We start from the raw sequence: 5,457 nt of genomic DNA on the forward strand, positions 1-5,457 counted from the left end.
GGGACAGTCGAACGACATCAGGTCGCGCCCGAGTTCGGCGTCGACCATCGAGCATTCGTCGATGATGATCAGCTTGGCCTTGGAAGCCGGCGCGTCGTCCCACAATTCGAAGCTCGGCTGCTCCTCGCCGGATTCGCGGGCACGATAGATCAGCGAATGAATGGTGGAGGCGCCGTCGCATCCCTTGTTGCGCATGACGAGGGCGGCCTTGCCGGTGAAGGCTGCGAACTTGACCTCTCCGTCGACGCCTTCGGCGATGTGCCGGGCCAGCGTGGTCTTGCCGGTGCCGGCGAAGCCGAACAGGCGGAACACCGGCGGCGTGCCGCCCCGTCCGGGTTTTGCTTTCAGCCAGTCGCCGACGGCCTTGAGCGCGGCATCCTGATGCGGGGTGAACGTGGCCATGTCTGTCTTGAGAGGGAACCGGCGATTCGCCGCTTCTCGCAAGCTAACCATTGCGGCTGGCCGTTCAAGCGGCGGTCAGGCCGTCCTGCGGGGCCTCGGCTACTTGTCGATCCGGTCGTGCAGCTGCCAGAAGCGCAGTGTGCGCTCGGCCGTCGCGGGGGACAGCTTGGCGAAATCCGTGCCCGCGAGCTTCAGGGTGGCCTCGTCGATGCGGTACTTGATCGGACGATTGCAGAGGATTTTTTCGACCGTGGGCCAACCGAGGCCTGCCGATTTGCAGGGGATCAGCACGAGATCGGCACGCGGCCCTTCCAGAACCTTCGCCATCAGCTCGGTGGGCGCGCTGTTGTTGAGAAGTCCGAGCGCGGCGGCAACCTCGTCGAATCTCTTGGTTTCCGCGAAGCGGGCGATGGCGGTGTCGTTGAGTTCGTTGAGGCCCTTCATCCGCTTGACGGCCGCTTCAGCCAGGCTGAAATCCCGCTTCGGCTCCGGCGGGGCCGCCTTGCTGGTGATCGCGGCGAGGATGCGCTTGATCTCCGCCTGCAGCTCCGGCGGTGCAATGGCCGCAAGGCGCGCGCGCACGGCTTCGGTCGCGCGCTGCAGCAGGTCGCGAAGATACTTGATGGGAAGGTCGATGCGCAGGCCGAGCGCTTCGGCGAGCGCTTCGTCGGCTTCCGCGTGCGCGACCATGCTGTCATATCCGTCCTCGGAAAAGCGGGCTGTCCTGTTGTCGGCAAGGCGGCGGATGACCTTGCGTTCGCCGCGCTCCACCAGGACGTCCGTGACGACCTCCGGCAGGTCGGCGCGGCCGGAAATGGCGAACAGGTGATCCTGCCCCTTGGCTTTCGCGATCTCGACCAGCGTCGGGGTGCTCAGGCGATTGGACTCGGACAGCACCTTGCCAGCGACGGTGATCTCGTCGTCCCAGGCGAGGCGTTCGAGCACGCCGGCAGGTGCGTAATCCAGCGGCGCCAGACGATCGCCGAGCTCGGCCCTGACCCGACTTTCCACCCGCGTCACCAGATGCGAGAGCACATGATCGAAGACCTCGACCTGATCGTCGCTGAGGCGCTGCCCCTGGTCGAGAAACAGGTCCGTCACCCGGCGCAAGGTCTCGATCCGCTTGGCCGAGGAGCCATTACGGACCGCGTCTTCGAGCTCGTCGATGATCGAATTCGTCTGCTGCATCATGCTTTTCTGGCCATCGCAGGAGGACCGCGCACGCTTCCGCCGCGCCAGGACATGATCGGTCCTGCGATTTAAACAGGGCATAACGCAGCGGTATTTTGAAACCTCCAGATGGAACTTTCGCTATCAGAATTCGGCAGATCTGAAATTGTCTGCGCGCCGCTCCCCGCGTGGTGCGCCGGGAGTGCAAGCCTACTGCCAGCCGGGAACGCCGCGCATGTCGGGCAGCTGGTGGGCGATGCCCTTGTGGCAGTCGATGCAGGTCTTTTCCTTGGTGAACAGGAAGCGCTGGTGCGCGACCGAGGCCCGCGGCGACTGTTTGGTGATGTCCATGGAATCGGCGCTGTGGCAGTTGCGGCATTCCAGGGAATCATTGGCCTTGAAGCGTGCCCATTCGTGCGCGGCGAGCTCGAGCCGGTGGTCCTGAAATTTCTCCCTCGTGTCGATCGTGCCGAAGATCTTGCCCCAGACCTCCTTGGACGCCTGCATCTTGCGCGCGATCTTGTCGGTCCAGTTGTGCGGCACGTGGCAGTCCGGGCAGGTCGCGCGCACGCCGGAGCGGTTGGTGAAGTGGACGGTCGACTTCAGCTCGGCGTAGACGTTGTCCTTCATCTCGTGGCAGCCGGTGCAGAACTTCTCGGTGTTGGTGATCTCCAGCGCGGTGTTGAAGCCGCCCCAGAATATCACGCCGGCAACGAAGCCGGCCAGCACCAGGGTGCCGAGCGCGAACACCGAGCTCGGCCGGGTCAGGACCTGCCAGAGCTCGAGCATGAAAGCCCGGCTCCGCACGATGAAGCCGCGCTTGGCCTTCAACTCTGCGTTGGACTCGTCAGCGGTCGTCGTCATCGGCGGCCACCCGGGCTTACGCGCGACAGCAGCGTGTCGATGTCGACGAAATCGTTGCTAACCGGCGGATTGGCGGTGTTCTGCGGCACGTGGCATTCGGTGCAGAAGAACCGGCGCGGCGAGACCGAGCCCAGGAACTGGCCGTCCCGGTCCATGAAATGCGTGATCGAGACCATCGGCGCCTGCGACTCCGCGGTGCGCGCCCGTGCATGGCAGGACAGGCACTTGTTGCCGTTGAGGTCGACCTGGTAGCCGTCGATACTGTGAGGGATCACGGGGGGCTGCTCCGGATAGTTGCGCACCTCCTTCTCCGAGGTGTTGCGGTTCGGCAGCATCGGCGGCGCCGGCCCCTCGTCGTTGAGCGGAGTGGGGCCGCGCAGGCCGGAGGTCACGGTCTGCGCGGTCAGTGAGCTCGTGCCGGCTGCGATCGCGAAGGCGAGCAGGGCGATTGCGGATCGTTTCATCATGACATGTTCACCCGCTCGATGCGCACGGCGCATTTCTTGAAATCGGTCTGCAGCGAGATCGGATCGGTGGCGTCAAGCGTCACCTTGTTGATCAGCTTGGATTCGTCGAACCACGGCACGAACACGAGGCCGCGCGGCGGCCGGTCGCGGCCGCGCGTCTCGACGCGGGCGCGGATGAAGCCGCGGCGCGAGACCACCTTCACTTCGTCGCCGCGGCGGAGCTTGGCTTCCTGGGCATCGTCCGGATGCATGAAGCAGACGGCTTCGGGGAAGGCCTTGTAGAGCTCGGGCACGCGGCGCGTCATGGTGCCGGAATGCCAGTGCTCCAGGACGCGGCCGGTGGAGAGCCAGTAGGGATATTCGTTGTCGGGCGATTCCGCCGGCGGCTCGTAAGGCAGCGCGAAGATGCGCGCCTTGCCGTCGGCATGGCCGTAGAACTGCACCTCGGCGCCCTGCTTGACATAGGGGTCGCTGCCCTCTCGGAAACGCCACCTCGTCTCTTGGCCGTTGACGACGGGCCAACGCAGGCCGCGCTCCCTGTGATAGGTGTCGAACGGCGCAAGGTCGTGGCCATGGCCGCGGCCGAACTGGGCATATTCCTCGAACAGGCCCTTGTGGACGTAGAAGCCGAACGCCTTGGATTCGTCATTGGCGTAGCCGGGCTCGATGTCGCTCACGGGGAATTTGTCGACCTGGCCGTTCTTGTAGAGCACGTCGAACAGCGTCTTGCCGCGAACGTCCGGCTTCTTGGCGATCAACTCCGCGGGCCAGACCTCCTCGATCTTGAAGCGTTTTGAGAATTCCATGAGTTGCCAGAGATCGGATTTGGCTTCGCCTGGCGCCGTGACCAACTGGTGCCAGAACTGGGTGCGCCGCTCGGCATTGCCGTAGGCGCCCTCCTTTTCCACCCACATCGCAGTCGGCAGGATCAGATCGGCAGCGAGCGCAGTCACCGACGGATAGGCATCGGAGACCACGATGAAATTGTCGGGGTTGCGGAAGCCCGGATAGGTCTCCTCGTTGATGTTGGGGCCGGCCTGCAGGTTGTTGTTGACCTGGACCCAATAGGCGTTGATGAGGCCGTCCTTCAGCATCCGGCTTTGCAGCACGGCGTGCGCGCCGTTCTTGTCGGGGATGGTGCCTTCGGGCAGCTGCCAAATGTGCTCGGCGTGGTCGCGATGCGCCTTGTTGGTCACGACCATGTCGGCGGGCAGGCGGTGCGAGAAGGTGCCGACCTCGCGCGCGGTGCCGCAGGCCGAGGGCTGGCCGGTCAGCGAGAACGGGCTGTTGCCGGGCGCGGAGATCTTCCCGGTCAACAGATGGATGTTGTAGACGAGGTTGTTGCACCAGACGCCGCGGGTGTGCTGGTTGAAGCCCATGGTCCAGAACGAGACCACCTTCGTCTTGGGATCGGCATAGAGTTCGGCGAGCGCTTCCAGGCGGTTGAGCGGCACGCCCGACATTTCGGCGGCCTTCTCCAGCGTGTACTCCGACACGAACTTGACGAACTCGTCATAGCTCATGTCGGTGGCGTCGTTGGGCTTGGCCGCGCCCGTCGCCTTCTTCTGCAGCGGATGCTCGGGCCGCAGGCCATAGCCGATGTCGGTCTGGCCACGCTTGAACACGGTATGCCTGGCGACGAAGTCCTTGTTGACCCGGCCGGTCTTGATGATGTGATTGGCGATGGCGTTGAGGATGTAGAGGTCGGTCTGCGGCTTGAACACCATGCCGATGTCGGCGAGGTCGAACGACCGGTGCTCGAAGGTCGAGAGCACGGCGACGCGCACATGCGGCGCGGAGAGACGGCGGTCGGCCAGGCGTGTCCACAGGATCGGATGCATCTCCGCCATGTTCGAGCCCCACAGCACGAAAGCGTCGGTCGCCTCGATGTCGTCGTAGCAGCCGGGCGGCTCGTCGATGCCGAACGTGCGCATCATGCCGGCCACCGCGGAGGCCATGCAGTGGCGCGCATTGGGATCGATGTTGTTGGTGCGGAAGCCGGCCTTGAACAGCTTCGAGGCGGCATAGCCTTCCCAGATCGTCCACTGGCCTGAGCCGAACATGGCGACGCCGTTCGGGCCGCGCTTCTTGATCGCCTCCTTCCACTTCAGCTCCATGATGTCGAAGGCTTCGGTCCAGGAGACGGGCGTGAATTCGCCGTTCTTGTCGTACTTGCCGTTCGTCTTGCGCAGCATCGGCTGGGTCAGGCGGTCGTGGCCGTACATGATCTTGGAGAGGAAGTAGCCCTTGACGCAGTTCAGGCCGCGATTGACCTCGGCCTTGATGTCGCCATGGGTGGCGACGACGCGGTTCTCCTTGGTCGCGACCATCACCGAGCAGCCGGTGCCGCAGAAGCGGCAGGCGGCCTTGTCCCATTTCATTTCGCTGTTGTTGCGCTCGCTGACGAGATTGGCGGCGAGCGCCGGGGCGGGCATGCCGGCCGCGGCGGCGGCGATGGCGGCCGCCTCGAGCTTGAGCATCTGGCGGCGGTCGAGCTTGGGTGATGTCATGATGGCTCTTCCTGACTCAGGCGGTTTCGATGGCGTGGAAGACG

5 protein-coding genes are annotated in these 5,457 nt (G+C 64.6%); all 5 read right to left on the bottom strand.

What is annotated here, in order from left to right; genetic code table 11:
- Window positions 1-402 (bottom strand): AAA family ATPase (locus JHD07_RS20535; protein WP_291625238.1); only part of this gene is annotated, 402 nt, incomplete at its 3' end.
- Between the two features lie 99 nt (window positions 403-501).
- The gene (locus tag JHD07_RS20540) at window positions 502-1,590 is read right to left on the bottom strand and encodes a DUF2336 domain-containing protein (protein WP_291625240.1); all 1,089 of its coding nucleotides are present in this window, start codon (window positions 1,588-1,590) and stop codon (window positions 502-504) included.
- A gap of 192 nt (window positions 1,591-1,782) precedes the next feature.
- Entirely contained in the window at window positions 1,783-2,436 is a 654-nt protein-coding gene (locus JHD07_RS20545) for a NapC/NirT family cytochrome c (RefSeq protein WP_291625242.1), read from the bottom strand.
- Window positions 2,433-2,903: a nitrate reductase cytochrome c-type subunit gene (locus tag JHD07_RS20550; protein ID WP_291625243.1), complete on the bottom strand. Its 471-nt coding sequence runs from the start codon at window positions 2,901-2,903 to the stop codon at window positions 2,433-2,435. The genes JHD07_RS20545 and JHD07_RS20550 overlap by 4 nt, the downstream gene beginning before the upstream one ends.
- The gene (gene napA / locus JHD07_RS20555; protein WP_291625244.1) at window positions 2,900-5,413 is read right to left on the bottom strand and encodes a nitrate reductase catalytic subunit NapA; all 2,514 of its coding nucleotides are present in this window, start codon (window positions 5,411-5,413) and stop codon (window positions 2,900-2,902) included. Before napA ends, JHD07_RS20550 begins: the two co-directional genes overlap by 4 nt.
- Between the last annotated feature and the right edge of the window lie 44 nt (window positions 5,414-5,457).

The organism is Bradyrhizobium sp., assembly GCF_016462955.1.
GTDB lineage: Bacteria > Pseudomonadota > Alphaproteobacteria > Rhizobiales > Xanthobacteraceae > Bradyrhizobium.